At 49.2% G+C, this 541-nt stretch carries 1 pseudogene; it reads right to left on the bottom strand.

Features of this window, described 5'->3' with window-relative positions:
- Window positions 1-21 precede the first annotated feature (21 nt).
- Window positions 22-392 (bottom strand): annotated as a pseudogene (locus tag HBA93_RS18160) (transposase); the annotation flags it as partial.
- Window positions 393-541: the final 149 nt, after the last annotated feature.

The following is a 541-nucleotide window of genomic DNA, read 5'->3' as shown; positions in this document are numbered from 1 at the left end:
AAGCCGACATTGCCTTTGAGGCTATGCCGCCACCATTATTGGTGTCAGCGCGTTGAAGTTAACCAGATCCGGTGCCTGCCGGTCAAACTATGGATGAGGACGTCGGCTGCTATAGAAGGTCAGATATCGGCCGATGCCGCTCGCGCTTCGGATACGGTTTTGTGAGTGTGAAGATAGACCTCCTCGTATTTGATCGACCGCCAAAGCCGTTCAACGATAACATTGTCGCGCCAAGCGCCTTTTCCATCCATCGAGGTGGCAATCTCGGCCTTCTTCAGCACGGTGATGAAGTCAATGGACGTGAACTGCGAATCCTGATCGGTGTTGAAGATGTCTGGCTTGCCGTGACGGGCCAGTGCTTCCTCGACAGCTTTGATGCAACAGTGTGTTTCCCTTCATGGATTATTTTTATTGTTGATGATATGAGGTATTTTGAGAATTGCTTCAGGTAATTTGTTAATTGGTTGTGCAGGTGAAAAAAGCCACCCTTGGAGGTCGTCTCCCCCCATTTGCTTTAATAATTTCAACTGTTCGGGCGTTT

The organism is Ochrobactrum sp. SFR4 (assembly GCF_019730395.1).
Lineage (GTDB): Bacteria > Pseudomonadota > Alphaproteobacteria > Rhizobiales > Rhizobiaceae > Pseudochrobactrum.
Note: the sequence above shows the minus strand (reverse complement) of the source record. Positions and strands in the feature narration are given on the sequence as shown.